This window comes from Duganella lactea (assembly GCF_009857505.1).
Taxonomy (GTDB): domain Bacteria; phylum Pseudomonadota; class Gammaproteobacteria; order Burkholderiales; family Burkholderiaceae_D; genus Rugamonas; species Rugamonas lactea.
The window spans coordinates 71,815-90,208 of the sequence record NZ_WWCP01000023.1; the positions used below are offsets into that span (position 1 = coordinate 71,815).

At 63.7% G+C, this 18,394-nt stretch carries 17 protein-coding genes and 1 pseudogene; 11 read left to right on the top strand and 7 right to left on the bottom strand.

All coding sequences use genetic code 11. The features are described 5' to 3' along the window. Nucleotides 1–16: 16 nt before the first annotated feature. Genes GTP44_RS17730 through GTP44_RS17745 form a run of 4 tightly spaced genes read right to left on the bottom strand, consistent with a single transcriptional unit; the run spans nucleotide 17 to nucleotide 4,598 of the window. Nucleotides 17–1,252 carry an ABC transporter permease gene (locus tag GTP44_RS17730; RefSeq protein ID WP_161020481.1) on the bottom strand — a complete coding sequence of 412 codons (1,236 nt, stop codon included), beginning with the start codon at nucleotides 1,250–1,252 and terminating at the stop codon, nucleotides 17–19. A 22-nt stretch (nucleotides 1,253–1,274) separates the two neighbouring features. Then, nucleotides 1,275–2,591 (bottom strand): ABC transporter permease, encoded by a 1,317-nt coding sequence (locus GTP44_RS17735; protein WP_161020482.1) that lies wholly within the window; start codon nucleotides 2,589–2,591, stop codon nucleotides 1,275–1,277. A 10-nt stretch (nucleotides 2,592–2,601) separates the two neighbouring features. Then, nucleotides 2,602–3,309: an ABC transporter ATP-binding protein gene (locus GTP44_RS17740; protein WP_160992315.1), complete on the bottom strand. Its 708-nt coding sequence runs from the start codon at nucleotides 3,307–3,309 to the stop codon at nucleotides 2,602–2,604. Between the two features lie 20 nt (nucleotides 3,310–3,329). Beyond that, a complete protein-coding gene (locus tag GTP44_RS17745; RefSeq protein ID WP_161020483.1) occupies nucleotides 3,330–4,598 on the bottom strand; it encodes an efflux RND transporter periplasmic adaptor subunit in 1,269 nt (422 codons plus the stop codon). 170 nt (nucleotides 4,599–4,768) lie between these two features. Here GTP44_RS17745 and GTP44_RS27850 point away from each other — a divergent pair, with 170 nt between their 5' ends. Next, nucleotides 4,769–6,295, top strand: a complete 1,527-nt coding sequence (locus GTP44_RS27850; RefSeq protein ID WP_161020484.1) for a MutS-related protein — start codon at nucleotides 4,769–4,771, stop codon at nucleotides 6,293–6,295. Here GTP44_RS27850 and GTP44_RS17755 read toward each other — a convergent pair. Continuing rightward, nucleotides 6,248–6,433, bottom strand: coding sequence for a hypothetical protein (locus tag GTP44_RS17755; RefSeq protein ID WP_161020485.1), 186 nt, complete (start codon nucleotides 6,431–6,433; stop codon nucleotides 6,248–6,250). The two genes, GTP44_RS27850 and GTP44_RS17755, sit on opposite strands and share 48 nt — an antisense overlap. A gap of 268 nt (nucleotides 6,434–6,701) precedes the next feature. On the opposite strand from GTP44_RS17755, the gene GTP44_RS17760 reads away from it, so the two are divergent. From GTP44_RS17760 to GTP44_RS17780, 6 genes and pseudogenes are all read left to right on the top strand, one after another. Further along, nucleotides 6,702–7,229 carry a GbsR/MarR family transcriptional regulator gene (locus GTP44_RS17760; protein ID WP_161020486.1) on the top strand — a complete coding sequence of 176 codons (528 nt, stop codon included), beginning with the start codon at nucleotides 6,702–6,704 and terminating at the stop codon, nucleotides 7,227–7,229. A gap of 53 nt (nucleotides 7,230–7,282) precedes the next feature. Then, a pseudogene (locus GTP44_RS27605) lies at nucleotides 7,283–7,417 on the top strand (NAD-dependent epimerase/dehydratase family protein); the annotation flags it as partial. 107 nt (nucleotides 7,418–7,524) lie between these two features. Beyond that, the gene (locus tag GTP44_RS17765; RefSeq protein ID WP_229256968.1) at nucleotides 7,525–8,511 is read left to right on the top strand and encodes an SDR family oxidoreductase; all 987 of its coding nucleotides are present in this window, start codon (nucleotides 7,525–7,527) and stop codon (nucleotides 8,509–8,511) included. Next, complete coding sequence (locus GTP44_RS17770) at nucleotides 8,508–8,972, top strand: DUF2269 family protein (protein WP_161020495.1); 465 nt, start codon at nucleotides 8,508–8,510, stop codon at nucleotides 8,970–8,972. The genes GTP44_RS17765 and GTP44_RS17770 overlap by 4 nt, the downstream gene beginning before the upstream one ends. After that, nucleotides 8,969–9,907, top strand: coding sequence for a TIGR01777 family oxidoreductase (locus GTP44_RS17775; RefSeq protein ID WP_161020487.1), 939 nt, complete (start codon nucleotides 8,969–8,971; stop codon nucleotides 9,905–9,907). Before GTP44_RS17770 ends, GTP44_RS17775 begins: the two co-directional genes overlap by 4 nt. 68 nt (nucleotides 9,908–9,975) lie before the next feature. After that, complete coding sequence (locus GTP44_RS17780) at nucleotides 9,976–11,574, top strand: methyl-accepting chemotaxis protein (protein ID WP_161020488.1); 1,599 nt, start codon at nucleotides 9,976–9,978, stop codon at nucleotides 11,572–11,574. On the opposite strand, the gene GTP44_RS17785 is transcribed toward GTP44_RS17780, so the two are convergent. After that, nucleotides 11,571–12,338 (bottom strand): carbon-nitrogen hydrolase family protein, encoded by a 768-nt coding sequence (locus tag GTP44_RS17785; protein ID WP_202424129.1) that lies wholly within the window; start codon nucleotides 12,336–12,338, stop codon nucleotides 11,571–11,573. The two genes, GTP44_RS17780 and GTP44_RS17785, sit on opposite strands and share 4 nt — an antisense overlap. After that, nucleotides 12,338–14,224: a phosphoethanolamine transferase gene (locus GTP44_RS17790; RefSeq protein WP_161020489.1), complete on the bottom strand. Its 1,887-nt coding sequence runs from the start codon at nucleotides 14,222–14,224 to the stop codon at nucleotides 12,338–12,340. Before GTP44_RS17790 ends, GTP44_RS17785 begins: the two co-directional genes overlap by 1 nt. Nucleotides 14,225–14,517: 293 nt before the next feature. Between GTP44_RS17790 and rpsL the strand changes: the two genes are divergently transcribed. From rpsL to GTP44_RS17810, 4 genes are all read left to right on the top strand, one after another. Continuing rightward, nucleotides 14,518–14,901: a 30S ribosomal protein S12 gene (gene rpsL / locus GTP44_RS17795; protein ID WP_092281397.1), complete on the top strand. Its 384-nt coding sequence runs from the start codon at nucleotides 14,518–14,520 to the stop codon at nucleotides 14,899–14,901. Between the two features lie 106 nt (nucleotides 14,902–15,007). Beyond that, on the top strand, nucleotides 15,008–15,478 hold the full coding sequence (rpsG, locus tag GTP44_RS17800) for a 30S ribosomal protein S7 (RefSeq protein WP_160992324.1): 471 nt from the start codon (nucleotides 15,008–15,010) through the stop codon (nucleotides 15,476–15,478). 110 nt (nucleotides 15,479–15,588) lie between these two features. Then, a complete protein-coding gene (gene fusA, locus GTP44_RS17805; RefSeq protein ID WP_160992325.1) occupies nucleotides 15,589–17,694 on the top strand; it encodes an elongation factor G in 2,106 nt (701 codons plus the stop codon). Between the two features lie 66 nt (nucleotides 17,695–17,760). Then, the coding region (locus GTP44_RS17810; RefSeq protein WP_161020490.1) for a GTP-binding protein at nucleotides 17,761–18,394 on the top strand (634 nt) is incomplete at its 3' end.

Here is an 18,394-nt window from a genome sequence, read left to right on the forward strand (position 1 = left end):
GTGCCCGCAGCGCTCATCATGCCGTCCGCGTGGCGGTGGCCGGCGAGATGCTGGCGGCGCGCCACGCCGGTCCGTACACCGCGAGCACGCCCAGCACCCAGAAGATCACGGCGCCGCCGACCAGATAGCCGGCCGGCAGGCGCGCCAGTTCCAGCTGGCTGACCAGCAGCTGGTTCAGGCCCAGCGCCAGCAGCACACCGGCGGCGATGCCGGCGCTGGTGATGATGAAGTTCTCGGTCAGGAAGTAGCGCAGGATGTCGATCCGCCGCGCCCCCAGCGCGCGGCGCACGCCGATCTGCTTGCGCCGCTGCGTCACCCACAGGCTGGCCATGCCGACGATGCCGCTGGCGGTGATCAGCAGCAGCAGCACGCTGACGGTCAGCAGCATCCACGCCAGCGCCTTGTCGGCGCGGTAGCGCGTGGTACGGAATTCATCCATGGTGCGCAGGCGGACGATCACCGGCAGCGCCGACTTGCCGCGCACGGCGGCTTCGGCCTCCTTCATCACACGGTCCAGTTGACCCGGCTCGGCGCGCAGCGTGTAGTTGAAGGACTTGCCGCCGGTGGCGCGCAGCGGCACCAGGATCGAGAATTCACCAGTCTCGGCGATTTGCGCGCCGGGCGTTTGCAGCTTCTCGATCACGCCGACCACGCGGCCTTCGCGCGCCGTGTCGCCGTTGCCGAAGTAGAAGGTCTTGCCGATCGGGCTGCCGCTGTCTGGCCACAGGCGTTGCGCCAGCGGGCGGGTGATGATGGCGACGGTGTTGCCTTCATCGGTGACATTCTGGTCGATGATCGGCACTTCGCCCGGCAGGAAGTCGCGCCCTTCGACCAGTTGCAGGCCCCAGGTCTTGATCAGCGAATCGGCGCTGCGATACACGCTGACGGTGGCGGATTCGGTGGTCTGCTTGCGGCTGACCGACAGGCTGGTGTAGTTGCCCGAGCGTGACAGCGGCATTTGCCACGAGGTGGCCACCGACAGCACGCCTGGCACCGCGCGCAGCGTCTCGCCGTAGCGCATCTGGTTGGCCAGTTGCTCTTCGTGCGAGCCGGCCTGCAATTGGCGGATCTGCAGCGCGAAGACGTCCTGCTCGTTGGCCAGGCCGCTTTCGCGCGCCGATACCGCCTGCCGCACCTGCACGATGTGCAGGGCGTTGGCGAGGATGGCCAGGCTCAGTGCGACCTGCACCGCGACCAGGATCGGGCCGGTCTTGTTGCGCAGCAGGGCGGAAAGGATGGGGCGGATTTCCATGATGTGGCTCGCTTATCGGAACTTATTGGGATTTGAGTTGCAGCGCCGGCGTCACCTGGCAGGCGCGCCAGGTTGGCAGCAGGCCGGCCAGCACCGCCGCCGCGACCGCCATGGCAAAGGTGGTCAGCATCATGAACCAGTCCATGTGCGCCACCACGGTCAGTGCTTTCGACTGCATGGCGATCAGCGCCAGCGCGCCGAACGCCAGCAGCAGGCCAAGCACGCCGCCGACCAGGCCGACCACGGTGGTCTCGATCAGGAACTGGGTGAAGATCTCGCGGCGCGAGGCACCCAGCGCGCGGCGCACGCCGACTTCGGCGGCACGCACCGAGAACTTGGCCAGCAGCAGGCCGATGGTGTTGACCAGACACAGGATCAGGAAGCCGAACGCCAGCCAGGCCGATAGCTTGCTGTCGTTGCCGACCACTTTCAGGTGATCCAGCCATTCGCGCACGTCGTACAGCATGTTGGGCGCGGCGCGCTTCAAGCGCCCCAGCTTGCGCTGTTCGGTGGCGTAGCTGTCGAGGAAGCTTTGCAGCTCGGCGCGATCGGCGGCGGTGCGGGTCTCGAACCAGAACTGGATCCAGGTGCATTCCGAATTCAGGAAGCCCTGGAAGCCGGGCGTGACATCGCCGGTGCAGCTGGTGCTGCCGTTGCGCTGGAATTCGTGGCGGATGGCGCTGGCGAAGGGGAGGTACAGTTCATCCTCGTCCTCAAAGGCGCCGTCGTCATTGCCGATGATGCGATGGAAGCGCGGCACCACTTTCCAGGTATCGAGCACGCCGACGATCTGATACTGCAATCCGCCCAGCTTCATGCGCTGGCCGACCGGGTTGGCGTCGCCATACAGCTTGGCGGACAGCTTGCGGCTTAACACGATCACATCGGCGCCGCTCTTGTCCTCGGCCGGGCTCCAGCCCTGACCGTGCAGGAAGGGCACGTCGAACATATTGAAGAAGTCACTGGTCACGGCCAGGCCGCCGGCGGTGAAGGCGCCGATGTCCTTGCGTTCCGGCTCGATCGACTGGCCGATGCCGTAGATGGCGGTGCGGCGCTCGCCGGCCTTGCCGTTCAACAGGTTGATGGCGTCCGGATAGCTCATCTGATCGTCGTTCGGCTTATCGCCCGGCGTGTAGCCTTCGGTGGGGCCGTTGTCGAGCAGCGGCACGAACAGGCGGTTGCTCTTGTCGGGGATTGGATCGCCCGACATCACGTGCAGAATGGTCAGCGTGGCGACGCTGGCGGCGACGCCGATGGCCAGCGTCAGCACCATCAGCGCGGTCAGCGCCGGGTTGCGGCGCAGGCTGCGCACGCCCAGCAGGAAGTAGTATTGGAACATGAACGGCTCCTTAGGCCACGTGGCCGACGGTGCTCAGCGACGGCGACTTGCGCACCAGGTCCGACACCTGGCCGTCGATGATGTGGACATTGCGTTGCGTGCGCACCGCCAGTTCCGGATCGTGGGTCACCATCAGGATGGTGGTGCCGGCGGTGTTGATCTCTTCCAGCAGCTCCATGACGCCGCGCGCCATCTGCGTATCGAGGTTGCCGGTCGGTTCGTCGGCCAGCAGCAGCTTGGGCGAACCGGCCAGCGCGCGCGCGATCGCCACGCGCTGCTGCTGGCCGCCCGACAGTTCGGCCGGATAGTGCTTCATGCGCGAGGCCAGGCCGACCTTCGCCAGCGCGTCCTCGATGCGTTCCTTGCGCTCGGCGGCGTTGAAGCCGCGGTAGCGCAGCGGCACGTCGACGTTATCGAACAGCGACAGGTCGGGAATCAGGTTGAAGCCCTGGAAGATGAAGCCCAGCTTCTCGTTGCGCAGGCGTGAGCGGGCGTTGTCGTCCATGCCTTTGACGTTGACGCCGTCGAGGATGTACTCGCCGTCGGTGAACTCCTCCAGCAGGCCGGCGATGTTGAGGAAACTGGTCTTGCCGGAGCCGGACGGCCCGGTGACGGTGACGAATTCACCTTGCTTGACGTCGATCTCGAAACCGCGCAGCGCGTGCGTTTCGATCATGTGGGTGCGGTACACTTTGCTCAGGTTTTTCATGCGCAGCATGGCGGGCCTCTTCAGTAAAGTTATTGATTGATCGAGACGCGGGCGGCGTTCTCAAAGGTTTCGGTGCCGGAGATGACGATCTTGTCGCCCTGTTTCAGGCCGCCGAGGATTTCGACGGCGGAGACGCTGGTGGCGCCCAGTTTCACCGGCGTGCGCACGGCCAGGCCGTCGCGCACCACGTAGGCGTAGCGGCCGCCCTCGGACTCGACGAAGGGACCGCGCGGCACCATCAGCACATTCGGTTTCTCGTCGATCAGCAGACGCGCGGTGACGCGCTGGTTCTGGCGCAGCGCGGCCGGCTGCTCGCCGTTGAAGCGCACGCGCGCCAGCACCTGGTTCTTCACCACCTCCGGCGACAGCGCCGATAGCTTGCCGTTGGCGGTGCCGGTGCCGTAGTTGACCTCCGCCGTCATGCCCAGGCCGATGTCGGCCACATAGGTCTCCGGCACTTCCAGTTCCACCTCCAGCCGCGACAGATCGACCAGCGTCATCAGCGGCGTGTTGGCCGGCACCACGCTGCGGTTGGCCACCGACAGCGTGCCGATAAAGCCGTCGACCGGCGCGCGCACCGTCAGCTCGTCGACGCGGCGCTGGGCGTTGGACAGCGTGCTGCGTTGCTGCTCCAGCTGCTTGATCTTCGATTCCAGCTCCAGCGCGACGTTGTCGTTTTCCAGCGCCGAGGCCTGCTCCGCGTGTTTGGCGCGGATGGCGGCGGAGTTCAGCGCGTCCTTGGCCTTCTGGTATTCGATCTTGGCGATGATGCCTTCGTTGGAGACGGCGTCGTAGCGCTCCAGCGTGCGCTGCGCCGACAGGCGGTCGATTTCGGCGGTGTCGGCGTCGCGCTGCGCCAGCAGTTTCTGCTTGCGGGCGAGGATGCGCTGGCGTGCCACGTCGGCTTCGATCTGCGCGTAGGCGGCTTGCTCCTTCTTCAGCGCGTCCGACAGGTCGGGCGACTCCAGTACCGCCAGCACGTCGCCTTTCTTGACGGTGTCGCCGGCGTTGACCTTGAGCGTGACGGTGGCCAGCGACGGCGCGTACAACGTCGGGCTGACGGCGGCGACGATGCGGCCATTGACGGCGGCGTCGCGGATCAAGGTGCCGCGACCCACTTCGGCGATGCGCAGGCGCGCGAGGTTGACCGAGTGGTCGCTGCCGCGCCAGGTGCTGAACAGGTACCAGCCGGCGGCCAGCAGCGCCACGGCGGCGCCGGCGATGATGATGCCGCGCCTGGTATTGCGGCCCTTGGCGGGCGCGATCACGGCGTCTTGGTTGGAGGTGTCACGTATCATGATGGCTTGGTTGTGAGTGGACCTACAACGTTATGCAGAAAGCGTGCCACATGCTAAGCGGTTGATTTTTATGGGATTGTTGGCGCGTGTCCGCTGTCCGCGAGCGTCCGTGTTGTCCGCCTTGTCCGGCGCCACTTGAAAACTTGTCAAGTGGCGGCATATGGCCCGGCATGACCGATTATCCTTTCGTCGCCAGCGACGTCGCCTTGTACCACCGCACCGTGTCCGGCACCGACAGCGTGGTGGATTCCCACACCTGGAACGACCTGCTGCTGCCGGAATACAGCGCGCGGCTGGCGCGCGAGACCAGCATTCTTGGCCAGCAGGCGCTGCATAGCCGGCTGCATCTGGCGCGAGGTGGCGGCGAGGCGTCGGTTGTGCGCGTGCGCGCGCTGGCGGCGGACGCCGGTCTGCGGACGCAATTGCAGGCGGCCAGCAAGGACCTGCGCGACGCCGACCGCGAAATCAGCGAGACCTTGTTTGGCGCGGTATTGCCGTCGTTGCCGCGCTGGCTGCCGGTATTACGCTGGCTGCCGCTGATGTTTGTCGCCTCGATCGGCGCGGCTTGGTTGACCGGCTGGCTGCCGTTGTGGGGCGTTGCCGTGGTGCTGGCGCTGCTGCTGTGCGGGATACAGGCGCGTTATTACGAGGCGGTGCAGGAGTGGGGGCGCATCCTCAAGACCACGCAGTTGATGCTGCGTGCGCATACCTTGTTCGGGCAGATCGATGCGCCGGCGGCAGAGCCTTTGCGCGAGGATGCGGCGCAGGCGGCGAAGCTGAATCGGCGCATGAGCCGTTCGCTGCTGTCCAATATGCCGGGTGCGCGCGAGTATGGCGACTGGTTCTTTCTGCAGAACGTGCGTCATTTCTTCCAGAGCCGCGAGGTGGTGCGCGAGAGCGTTAGCTTCCTGCGTTCCAGCTTTGAGCGGGTGGCGGCGCTGGAGGCGGATCTGGCGCTGGCGCGGCACCTGGTGTCGGTGGACGCGTATTGCTGGGCCGAGCAGGGCGAGGAAGTGGCGCTGGATCAGGTGGTGCATCCGCTGCTGGACGATGCGGCGGCGCTGACCTTCGGCATGGCGCGGCAGGGCGTGTTTATCTCGGGCCAGAACGGTATCGGCAAGAGTACCTTGCTGCGCACGGTCGGCTTGAACCTGATCACGGCGCGGGCGTTCGGCTTCTGCTACGCGGCGCGCGCGGTGACGCCGCTGCTGCCGGTCTACAGCAGCATGCAGAACGAGGATGCGATGGCGAGCGGCGAGAGTTTCTACATGGCCGAGCTGCGGCGCGGGCAGGAGTTGCTGGCGCTGGCGGCGCTGCGGCCGGCCATCTTTGTCATCGATGAGATTTTCCGTGGCACGAATTATCTGGAGTCGGTGTCGGCGGCGGGGGCGGTGCTGCACGAGTTGTCGCAGCGGGGACGTGTGATGGTGGCGTCGCATCATCTGGTGCTGGCGTCGTTGCTGTCGGACTGCTTGCAGCCATGGTGTGTCAGCCGTGTCGATGGCCGCTGGCGGTTGGCGCCCGGCCTGCTGGTTGCTACCAACGGCATCGCGCTGCTGACCGAGCGCGGCTTTGACTCCGCCGTCACGGCGAAGGCCAACCGCATCCATGCCTGGCTGAGCAATTACATGGCCGGGCCGGCTGGTTTTTCAGGCGAACAGCTTGATCAGCAGAACGACTTGCAGCGCCAGGGTTAAGCCAGCCATCATGTACAGCGGGATGAATTTGGCGTTCATCTCCGCGCGAAGCGCTTCTATCTTCGCATCTACAGAAGCCGCCAGCGCGTCTGTTCTGAGCAGCAGCAGTTCGCCGGGTGAGACGGTTGCTTCGGCCATCGCCAGGCTGAGGGCGTTGGCATGCGCCTAAGCGTCGGCGGCGGGGATGCCGGCTTCCACCAGACTGCGGGTGTATTCAAGGGTGTCGAATTTGATAGGCATGGCCATGATGCCTCCCGATTTGATCGTAGCAGAAAGGCCCGAGTCGCGACCGTTCTTCATCGTATCGAATCGCTAACTCGCAGGTTTGCGCTACTGCGGATGTCGCCATTGACTTTGCTGAAAAGGCATCCTATTATTTCTGTAATGACAGAAATTAGAGAAATCCATGGGACTCTCTCCAACGATTCAAAAATACATCCTGCACTGGGGTGAAATGGGCGCGCGCTGGGGCGTGAACCGGACGGTGGCACAGATTCACGCGCTGCTGTTCCTGGTCAACCAGCCGCTGAACGCCGAGCAGATCGCCGAGACGCTGAATGTGGCGCGCTCGAATGTCAGCAACAGCCTGAAGGAGTTGCAGAGCTGGGGGCTGGTGCGCATCACCCACATGGCTGGCGACCGCCGCGATCACTTTCAGGCCCTGCAAGACGTGTGGGCAATCTTCCGCGTCATCGTCGAGGAGCGCAAGAAGCGCGAGATCGATCCGACGTTGACCGTGCTCCGCGCCTGCGCCGTGGAGGCGGAAAATGATCCGCAACTGGAACAGGCCACCAAAGTAAAGATGGAGCAGGTGCTGGATTTCCTTGAGATGCTGACCACGACCTATGAGGATTACAAGCATTTGCCGCCGGCAACCATGCAACGCTTCCTGAAAATGGGCGGCAAGGTGGCGCGCTTACTGGGCGGCGATTAAAAAATTTTGGCTGACCATTTCTGTTTTAACAGAAATCACTGACGGGAGGCGGCATGAAAGTCCTGGTACTCGGCGCCACAGGGTTGATCGGCAGCCATGCGGTGCAAGCCTTGCGCGCGACCGGTTGCGGCGTTACCGGCTTCAGCAGCAGGGAAGCCGATTTTGGCCGCCTGACCAGCGAGCAGGACTGGCTGCCGCTGCTGCGAGGCTACGATGCCGTGGTCAACTGCGTCGGCATCATCCGCGAAAATGCGCGGGCGATTTCGACCTTCTGCACCGCGCCGCGCCGGTGGCCATGTTCGCCGCCTGCGAAACGCTGGGCGTGCGCCGTGTGGTGCAGCTCTCCGCCCTCGGCAGCGCCGCCGACGCCGCCACCGCCTACTGGCGCAGCAAGGGGGCGGCGGAGGCCGACCTGCGCGCGCGCCGCTTGCAGTCGACCATTGTGCGGCCGTCACTGGTGTATGGCGACGCTGGCGCCAGCAGCATCATGTTCCGCATGCTGGCCACGCTGCCGTTGCTGATGATGCCGATGGCGCATGGCGCCAAGGTGCAGCCGATTCACGTTGACGACCTGGCCGCGCTCATCGCCGCGCTGGTGACCGCGCCCGAGCCGCCGCGCGAACTGGCGGCGGTTGGCCCGCGCGCCACCAGCATGGCCGGCTATCTGCGCGATTTGCGGCAAGGCATGCGGGCGCCGGCGGCGCTGGTGCTGGATCTGCCGATGCCGCTGGCCCGCGTGGCGGCCCATGTCGCCGCGCTGATGCCGTCCAGCGCGCTGACGCCGGCATCGCTGCTGATGCTGAAGCACAGCGCCGACGGTGGCAACACCGCCAACGCCGCACCGGCCGCCGCGCTGCACGGCCGCCCGCTGCGCGACCCGGCGCAATTCGCGCAACCGGCACAGCGCATCGCGGCCGTGTGGAGCTGGGCCTCGGTGCTGATCACCCTGTCGATGGCGGTGCTGTGGCTGCTGACCGCCGCCGTCTCCTGGTTTGGCTGGCCCCATGTGGAAAGCCGCGCGTGGCTGGCCGCCTGCGGCATTCCGGTGTTCGCGCAAGAGCCGATGCTGCTGGCCGCTGCGCTGACCGATGCCACCATCGGCGTGCTGCTGTTGCTGCGTCCACGCCGCTGGCTGTGGGCCACGCAGCTGGCGCTGGTGGGCGGCTACACTGTCATCATGAGTCTTTTCCTGCCGTTCTTCTGGCTGCATCCGTTCGGGCCGTTGAGTAAAAACCTGCCGTTGCTGGCGTTGATGTTCTTGATGTGGAGGGCGAGTAAATAGTGGACTATCTGGCGATCAAATGGCTGCACATCCTGTCGGCGACAGCGATGTTCGGCACCGGCTTCGGCACGGCCTTCTATATGTTCTTCACCAACCGCACGCGCAACGTCGCGGCCATCGCCGTGGTGTTGCGTCTGGTGGCGCGCGCGGACTGGTGGTTCACCACGCCCTCCGTCATCATCCAGCCGCTGTCGGGCTTCTGGATGATCCACATGGCGGGCTATCCGCTTGGCGCCACATGGATCGTCTGGTCGCTGGCGCTGTACGCGCTGGCCGGCGCCTGCTGGCTGCCGGTGGTGTGGCTGCAACTGCGCATGCGCGACATGGCGGCCATCGCCGCACGGGATAACGCGCCGCTGCCGGCGCGCTACTGGCGCTATGAGAAAATCTGGACCGCGCTGGGCTTCCCCGCCTTTGGCGCCCTGCTGATTGTTTATTGGCTGATGGTACATAAACCATGATGAAATTTGCAGACAGTGAGCGCAGCTTCCTGGTGACCGGCGCCACCGGTTTTATTGGCCAGATTCTGGTGCAGGCCTTGCTGCGCGACGGCCACCGCGTGACGGTGCTCACGCGACAGGTGCCGCAAGCGTCGGCGTTGTTCGACGGCCGCGTCGAATGCATCGCCGGCATGGAGCAGTTGCCGCCGTCGCGGCGCGTTGATGTCATCATCAATCTGGCCGGCGCCCGCATTCTCGGCTGGCGCTGGAGTGCGGCGCGGCGCGCGGTGTTGCGGCAAAGCCGCATCGGCCTGACCAACAAGGTGGTGCAGTGGATCGCCAGTGCCGAACACAAGCCGGCCTTACTGTTGTCGGCGTCGGCGATCGGCTACTACGGCGTGCAGGCCCGTGGCGACCAGACCGAACTGACCGAGCGGCACGGGCCGCAGCCGGTGTTCATGTCCGACCTGTGCCGCGAATGGGAGGCGGCGGCGCGCGGCGCCGAGACGCACGGCGTGCGGGTCGCCTGCATGCGCTTCGGCCTGGTGCTGGGCCGGCAGGGGGCGTTGCCGATGATGCTGTTGCCGGTCCGGCTGGGCCTGGGTGGACCGCTGGGCGGCGGCACGCAGTGGCTGTCGTGGATCCACGTCGACGATCTGATCGCCGGCATCGCCCATCTGTGCCGCGCGCAGGCCGGTGGCAGCTACAACTTCACCGCGCCGGAGTGCGTGTCGCAGGCGCAGTTCAGCCGCGTGGCGGCGTCGGTGCTGCGGCGTCCGTATGGCTTGCCGACGCCTGGCTGGCCGCTGCGCCTGGCGCTGGGCGAGCAGGCCGATTTGCTGCTGGAAGGCCAGCGCGTGGTGCCGTCGCGCTTGCTGGAAAGCGGCTTTGTGTTTGCCTATCCAGGTCTGTGCGAGGCGTTGCAGGCGTGCTGTGACCGCTCCCCCAATCGTTAATTTCAAGCTATAAAACTTCGGGAATTTGGTATAGTGTTTCTATTTAGAAATGCCAACCTGGAGGCGGGATGAATAAGGTTACTGTACGGGCAAGCTTGTTGGGTGTGCTTGTTCTGTTTACGATAATGTTGCTTGCCGGCGCCGGCCTGGGCATTTTTGCGCTACAGCAGTCCAACAAGTCGATCGCGATGGTGCATGGCATTGCCAAACAAGTCATCACCATCAATGATGCCTACAAGGACACCACGCGCACCCGCTCGGCCATGACGCGCGGCTATGCGGCGCTGAAGGAGGGCGACGACAAGGCGACGCGCGACTCCGCGCTGGCCAGCGCCAAGAAATCCTACGTGCGCACGCTGGAATTCATCGACAAGTTCGAGAAGGCGCCGGCATTACCCGGCCAGGACGCGCAATTGAAGAAAGAGCTGGTGGAATCGGGACGCAAGCTGTCCGCCGTGCTGGAGCGCGGATCGGCGGCGCTGGCCAATGACGACACCGCCGGCTACTCGGCCATCAACTCCAAGGAGCTGACCCCGGTCGGCGCCAACTTCTCGTCGCTGCTGGAGAAATTCCAGAAACAGGGCGATGAGCAGATCAATGACCTGGCCGACAGCCGCGCCAGTGAGTATGCCGTCGTCATGTGGCTGGTGGCGCTGGGCTTGCTGATCGCGCTGGGCGTGGTGTTCGGCGCGCATCTGATGCTGCGCTCCACCGTGCTGCGGCCGCTGGAAGGCGCGGTCGAGCAACTGGACCGCGTGGCCAGCGGCGACCTGACCGTGCATATCGATGCCAACGGCGATAACGAGATCCAGCGGCTGCTGCGGGCGATCGAGCGCATGCAGAGCGATTTGCTGTCGACCGTCTCGCGCGTGCGCAACGGCGCCGACATCATCAATACCGGATCGCAGGAACTGGCGGCGGGCAATATGGAGCTGTCGTCGCGCACCGAAACGCAAGCCAGCTCGCTGGAGGAGACCGCCGCTTCGATCGAGGAGCTGACCAGCACCGTCAAGCAAAACTCGGAGAACGCGCAGCAGGCGCGCTCGCTGGTGGAGGGGGCGTCGGCGACGGCGGCCCAGGGCGGCGAAGTGATGCAGCAGGTGGTCGCCACCATGAACGACATCAACGACGCCTCGCGCAAGATTGTCGATATCACCGGCGTGATCGACGGCATCGCCTTCCAGACCAATATTCTGGCGCTGAACGCGGCGGTGGAAGCGGCGCGCGCCGGCGAGCAGGGCCGCGGCTTCGCGGTGGTGGCCACCGAGGTGCGCAATCTGGCGCAGCGCTCGGCGTCGGCGGCCAAGGAAATCAAGGTGCTGATCGATGATTCGGTACAGAAGATTCAGCTCGGCACCAATCTGGTGGAGCAGGCCGGCACGACGATGACCACGCTGGTGGGCAATGTGCATCAGGTGACGCAGATCGTTGGTGAGATCGCCGTCGCCAGCCGTGAGCAGAGCGACGGCATCGATCAGGTCAACCAGGCGGTGGCGCAGATGGACGAGGTGACGCAGCAGAACGCCGCGCTGGTGGAAGAGGCCGCGGCCGCCACCCAGTCGCTGCAGGAGCAGGCGGCCGAGTTGCAGCAGACCGTCAGTATCTTCAAGATCAACGAAGGCGCCGCCGCGCCGCGCCGCGCGGGCCACCAGCTGGCGCTGCGCTAAGTCGCGGCGGCGGCCGCGAGCGGCACCACGCGGCCTTGCCAGCCGTGCTGCGCTTCGGCGATGACCAGGCAGTCGCCGGGACCGTCGGCCTGAACGATCAATTGGCCGCCGGGCGCCCAGAAGGCGCTGTTGCCGGCGACGCTGTAGCCGCCGGAATCGGCGGCGTGGTTGGCCAGCAGCACGCCCATCTGATGGCTGGCCGCATGGCCGCGCAACAGCGCGGCGTCGTGCGCGTAGCCTCCCGCCGAAATCAGCACGCCGGCCACGTACAGCGTGGCGCCGGCCGCGGCCGCCGCCTGCGCGTGGGCCGCGTGCGTGGTGTCGGCGCAGATGGCCTCGACATAGTGCTGGCCCAGCAGCGCATGCGCGGTGGCGCCGATCGGCCCCGCTTGTGCGTAGACCTCCTCGCCCCCGTGCAGATATTGTTTGCGGTAGATCCGGGTGCCGCCGTCCGCCGTCAGCGTGATGCTGGCGATGCAGGGCCGCGCGGCGGCGGCCGGCATGACCGTCGTCAGCGGCGCGCCGACGATGACGGTCATGCCGGCCGCCGCCGCGCGCAGCGCGTCCAGCCGCGCGTCGTGCGGCGCCATGGCGCAGTCGCGCAGCAGCGGCAGCTCGTAGCCGCACAGCGACAGTTCCGGGAACACCAGCAACTGCACGCCTTCGGCGCGCGCGGCGGCGATGAAGCGCAAGTGCGTTTGCAGATTGGCGGCGATGTCGCCCGCCGCCGATGGCGCTTGCGCCGCCGCGATGCGGATACCCATTACTTCTCCTGTTTGAGAGGCCTGCCCTTGTCCATCACTTCGCGGCAGTCGCCTTTGAAGGTGGCGTTGTCGTAGTTGGACCAGCCGTAGCTGTCCACATAGCGCTTGTGCTGCTTGAACCGCGAACTGACGAAGCTCCACTCCAGCTTTTCATCGGGGTAGCGGATGTCGCCGAGATCGAGCAGCGTGTGGAAGATGTTTTCGGTGGCCAGCCGCGCTTTGCGGTGGCGCAGCAGCTGGCGGACCTTCTCCGGATAGTGCGCCTGGAATTCATCCGAGTACCACACCACCGCCGGCACGTGGAACTCGTACTGCGTGTTGTGGCCGTGGAAGGCGAGGTTGCAGCTGCCGTCGTACAGCGTCTGGCCGTGGTCGGCCACGTAGACCATCGACGCCAACTGCTGCGTTTGCTTCAGCTGGCCGATCACCTGCGCCAGGAACCAGTCGGTGTACAGGATGGAGTTGTCGTAGCTGTTGTTGATCTGCGGTTTGAGCTTGAGGTCGGTGTAGGCCGGCTGGTCGATGCCGAACAGCGACGGCTGCCATTTGTCGTATGCCTTCGGATAGCGCTGGCTGTAGTTCCAATGGTTGCCCAGCGTGTGCAGCACGATCAGTTTTTTCGGCCGCGGATCGGCGATGGCCAGGCGCAGCGGCTCCAGCAGAATCTGGTCGAAGTTGGAGTTGTTGGTGAAGCCGCCCAGGTTCATGAACTGGATCACGTCGGCTTCCTTGGCGAACACCGACACCGGCGTGTCGAACTGGCCGAACGAGATCTGGTTCGACAGCCAGAAGGTCTTGAAGCCGGCCTCCTTGTAGGCGGTCAGAAAGGATTTTTCCGAGAAGCCGTCTTTCAGCGACTGCATGGCCGGCTTGCGCGAGATGATCACCGGCACCGACAGCCGCGTCGCCGAGACCGCAGTGATCATGTCCGGCAGCGTCACCAGGTTGGCCTCCTGGCGCAGCAGCGGGGTGGTGTCGCGCGTGTAGCCGTTGAGGCCCCAGCGGTCGTAGCGCGACGATTCGCCGATGACCATGATGACGATTTCCGGCGTGTCGTTCGGCGCCGGCTGGTGGGCGGCGAAGGTGAAGCGGCTGCTGCGCTGGCCGAGGTCGGCCAGGTAGGCGCGTTCTTTATAAAAGTCGACGCCGCGCGCGCCCAGTCCGAACGGCCAGGAGGAAGCGAACTCGCCAAAGCTCAGCGGCGAGCGCAGCCGCCATGGCAGCGGGCCGAAGTGCCAGCCGGTGTGGCCGGCGCCGGCGATGGCCGGGTGTTCCGGATCGCTGGCCTCCTGCGCCGCTTCCTCGGCGGAGGCCTGCTCGCCGCTGGCGGTGGCCTGGTCGGCCGATGGCGCCCCCTTGCCGGCGCTGGCATGCGGCGCCGGCCGGGCGCGCACGCCGAATTCCCAGCCGTAGGCCAGCACGCCGGCCACGATGACGACCAGCGACAGCGTGGCCCAGCGCGGTTTGCCGCGCCAGGTCAGCATGGCGCCGCGGTTGGCCGCCCGTTGCACCGCCAGCCACCAGGCCAGCACCGCCAGCAGCACCGCCGCCATCAGCCAGACTTTGTTGCCGAGGAACTCCATCGCCTCCTTGGGGCTGGTTTCGGCGATAATCCCCAGGTGGTGGGTGGAAATGCCCTGGCCGTAGTAGATGAACAAATACATTTCGGTCGGCAGCGCCAGGAAGGCCGGCAACAGCAGCCAGTGGAACCACGCCGGCCGGCCGAACACGCTCCACACCGCCAGCCACACCAGCGCCTCGACCGCCAGCACATGGCCCAGCGCCGGCACTTGCCTTCCCAGCAACAGCGGCACGCACGGCACCAGCGACAGCAACAGGTAACTGGCCAGCACGAACAGGGGAGCGGGGCGCAACAGGGATCGCATGGGCAACGGCGGCAGTGGTAGTGCCCGCTATTATCAAGCGTTTTACTGGCTTTCTGCTAGTGTCGCCTTGCGGCCGGCAGCGGCGCCGGGCCGTGAAATTGGTTGACTGCGCCAGGTGACAGGTCTATACTCGCGAGTTCTCAATTTATTCTGCACATCGTATACGTTGAATCTGGCTGCTCCATGAGGGCGGCTGGTTGCGCCTCCGACGGCCCAATAGATCGAGAGAAGGTTTTTTGTCCCCGGCACTATGACCGGGTTGTTAATGTTGTTATTTAGTTGGGTTTAGAACGATGCCAACCATCAATCAACTGATTCGCCAACCACGTACCAAGCTGGTCGTGAAGAGCAAATCGCCGGCGCTGGAAAACAGCCCGCAAAAACGTGGCGTGTGCACCCGTGTGTACACCACCACTCCTAAGAAGCCTAACTCGGCACTGCGTAAAGTTGCCAAAGTGCGTCTGACCAACGGTTTCGAAGTTATTTCGTACATCGGCGGTGAAGGCCACAACCTGCAGGAACACAGCGTTGTTCTGCTGCGCGGCGGTCGTGTAAAAGACTTGCCAGGTGTGCGTTACCACATGGTTCGCGGTGCACTGGATACCCAGGGCGTTAAAGACCGTAAACAAGCTCGCTCGAAATACGGTGCCAAGCGCGCCAAGCAAGCCAAGAAGTAATCTACATTAATTGAGTTGAGCCGGTCGCGAGACCGAGTAAGTGGTTGGCTATGATGGCCGCCGCGAGTGACCGCAAGGCACTCAACTGAAGATAAAAGGAAATGACATGCCACGTCGTCGTGAAGTACCCAAGCGCGAGATCCTGCCGGATCCAAAATTCGGCAACACCGATGTCGCCAAATTCGTGAACGTTCTGATGCTGTCCGGTAAAAAATCGGTCGCAGAAAACATCATCTACGGTGCCTTCGAGCACATCTCGCAAAAATCGGGCAAAGATCCACTGGAAGTGTTCGCCACCGCGCTGAACAACGCCAAGCCGCTGGTTGAAGTGAAATCCCGTCGCGTCGGTGGTGCAAACTACCAGGTGCCGGTTGAAGTCCGCCCAGTGCGCCGTATGGCGCTGTCGATGCGTTGGCTGCGTGAAGCCGCCAACAAGCGCAGCGAAAAATCGATGCCACAGCGTCTGGCCGGCGAACTGCTGGAAGCGGCTGAAGGCCGTGGCGGCGCGATGAAGCGTCGTGACGAAGTTCACCGTATGGCTGAAGCGAACAAAGCGTTCTCGCACTTCCGCTTCTAATAAAATCGGCCAGCTGCTGAGCTGGCTGTTATCCGTTGTTCGAGGCCGGGCTCATTTTTTCTCCAAAAAATGGCGCTCGGTTTTGTCCATTAAACGATTTAGGATTAATTATGGCCCGCAAGACCCCCATCGAGCGCTACCGCAATATCGGTATCTCCGCTCACATCGATGCAGGTAAGACCACCACTACCGAGCGCGTTCTGTTCTACACGGGCGTGAACCACAAGATCGGTGAAGTTCACGATGGCGCCGCCACCATGGACTGGATGGAGCAGGAGCAGGAACGCGGTATCACCATTACCTCGGCTGCGACCACCTGCTTCTGGAAAGGCATGGCGAACAACTTCCCAGAACACCACATCAACATCATCGACACCCCAGGCCACGTTGACTTCACCATTGAAGTGGAACGTTCGATGCGCGTGCTTGATGGCGCTTGCATGGTTTACTGCGCCGTGGGCGGTGTTCAGCCACAGTCGGAAACCGTCTGGCGTCAGGCCAACAAGTACAAAGTGCCACGTCTGGCCTTCGTCAACAAGATGGACCGTACCGGCGCCAACTTCTTCAAAGTGTACGAGCAGATGCGCGCACGCCTGAAGGCCAACCCGATCCTGATCCAGATCCCGATCGGCGCTGAAGACAACTTCAAAGGCGTGATCGATCTGGTCAAGATGAAAGCGATCCTGTGGGACGACGCGTCGCAAGGCATGAAATTCGACTACGTCGATATCCCTGCCGAGCTGGCCGATTCGGCCGCCGAGTGGCGCGAGAAAATGGTTGAAGCCGCTGCTGAAGCGAACGAAGACCTGATGAACAAGTACCTGGAAGAAGGCGACCTGAGCGAAGCCGAGATCAAAAAAGCGCTGCGTGATCGCACCATCGCTTCGGAAATCGTTCCTATGCTGTGCGGCACCGCCTTCAAAAACAAGGGCGTGCAAGCCATGCTGGACGCGGTCATCGAGTACCTGCCATCGCCGATCGACATCGCCGACGTTAAAGGCACCGACGAAGACGAAGAGCCGGCAACCCGTAAAGCGTCGGACGACGAGAAATTCTCGGCGCTGGCGTTCAAGATCATGACCGACCCGTTCGTTGGCCAGCTGGCCTTCTTCCGCGTGTACTCGGGCGTGATCAATGCCGGCGACACCGTGTACAACTCGGTCAAAGGTCGTAAAGAGCGTCTGGGCCGTATTCTGCAGATGCACGCCAACCAGCGCGAAGAGATCAAAGAAGTGCGCGCCGGCGACATCGCCGCGGCGGTTGGTCTGAAAGACGTGACCACCGGCGAAACGCTGTGCGATCCGCAATCGATCATCACCCTGGAAAAAATGGTCTTCCCAGAGCCGGTGATTCAACAGGCGGTGGAACCAAAAACCAAGGCCGACCAGGAAAAAATGGGTCTGGCGCTGAACCGTCTGGCACAGGAAGATCCGTCGTTCCGCGTCAAGACCGACGAAGAGTCGGGCCAGACCATCATCGGTGGTATGGGCGAGCTGCACCTGGAAATTATCGTTGACCGTATGAAGCGCGAATTCGGCGTGGAAGCGACCGTGGGCAAACCACAGGTTGCCTACCGCGAAACCGTCCGCAAATCGGTGTCCGATGTGGAAGGCAAGTTCGTCAAGCAGTCGGGCGGTCGTGGTCAGTACGGTCACGCTGTCGTGACCCTGGAACCACAGGAACAAGGTAAAGGCTTCGAGTTCGTCGACGCGATCAAGGGCGGTGTGATTCCACGTGAATTCATCCCTGCGGTTGAAAAAGGCGTGCGCGAAACCCTGAACACCGGTGTTCTGGCCGGTTACCCAGTGGTCGACGTCAAAGTCACCCTGACCTTCGGTTCGTACCACGATGTTGACTCGAACGAAAATGCATTCCGCATGGCCGGTTCGATGGCATTCAAGGAAGCGTGCAAACGCGCCAACCCAGTCATCCTGGAACCCATGATGGCGGTGGAAGTGGAAACGCCGGAAGACTACGCCGGTACCGTGATGGGCGACCTGTCGTCCCGCCGCGGTATGGTGCAGGGCATGGACGAAATCCCAGGCGGCGGCGGCAAGATCATCAAAGCCGAAGTGCCGCTGTCGGAAATGTTTGGTTACTCGACCACCCTGCGTTCCGCAACGCAAGGTCGTGCGACCTACACCATGGAGTTCAAGCACTACTCCGAGGCGCCTAAGCACGTTATCGACGCGATCGTTACCGCGAAAACCAAGTAATTGTGTAATTTTTGCGGCCGGGTAGATCACCTGGCCGCATATTTAAAACTTTGAGGATGAATCAAAATGGCAAAAGAAAAGTTCGAGCGGACTAAACCGCACGTCAACGTTGGCACCATCGGTCACGTCGACCACGGCAAAACCACCCTGACCGCCGCAATCGCAACCGTCCTGTCGAAGAAATTCGGCGGCGAAGCGAAAGCCTACGACCAGATCGACGCTGCGCCAGAAGAAAAAGCCCGCGGCATCACCATCAACACCGCGCACGTCGAGTACGAAACCGCTACCCGTCACTACGCGCACGTTGACTGCCCAGGCCACGCCGACTACATCAAAAACATGATCACCGGCGCAGCGCAGATGGACGGCGCGATCCTGGTGTGCTCCGCCGCTGACGGCCCAATGCCACAGACCCGCGAACACATCCTGCTGGCCCGTCAGGTTGGCGTGCCATACATCGTCGTGTTCCTGAACAAATGCGACCTGGTGGACGACGAAGAGCTGCTGGAACTGGTTGAAATGGAAGTGCGCGAGCTGTTGTCGAAATACGAGTTCCCAGGCGACGACCTGCCTATCATCAAAGGTTCGGCACGTAAAGCACTGGACGGCGACACCGGTCCTCTGGGCGAGCAAGCCATCATGGCCCTGGCCGAAGCACTGGACAGCTACATCCCTACGCCAGAGCGCGCAGTGGACGGCG